Here is a 249-nt window from a genome sequence, read left to right as displayed (position 1 = left end):
AGAAGAAAATAGTGCTCACTTTAAATTTCAATCTGAATTGCCTGAGAGTATAGATGGATTCATAGGGCAAGGTCATAAGAATGCTGCAAAGGCTCTACAAGATGTGATTGTGGATCACCCATATGTACATGTGTTAGGAGTTGAAGGAAATTTGGGTGCTGGTAAAAGTACATCGATTAAAATATTGGAATCACAACTTGATGAAAACACATATAAGTTTATATATTTCGATGTTGATCAGCATCATTA

General features: G+C 34.5%; 1 protein-coding gene. It reads left to right on the top strand.

What is annotated here, in order from left to right:
- Window positions 1–249, top strand: a 249-nt coding sequence (locus R0J88_RS22325) for a P-loop NTPase fold protein (RefSeq protein WP_410901218.1), incomplete at both ends; no start/stop codon positions are given.

Source organism: Pseudoalteromonas sp. SIMBA_162, assembly GCF_046535955.1.
Classification (GTDB): domain Bacteria; phylum Pseudomonadota; class Gammaproteobacteria; order Enterobacterales; family Alteromonadaceae; genus Pseudoalteromonas; species Pseudoalteromonas marina.
The sequence above is the reverse complement of the archived record's forward strand: the minus strand, read 5'-3'. Positions and strand labels throughout refer to the sequence as shown.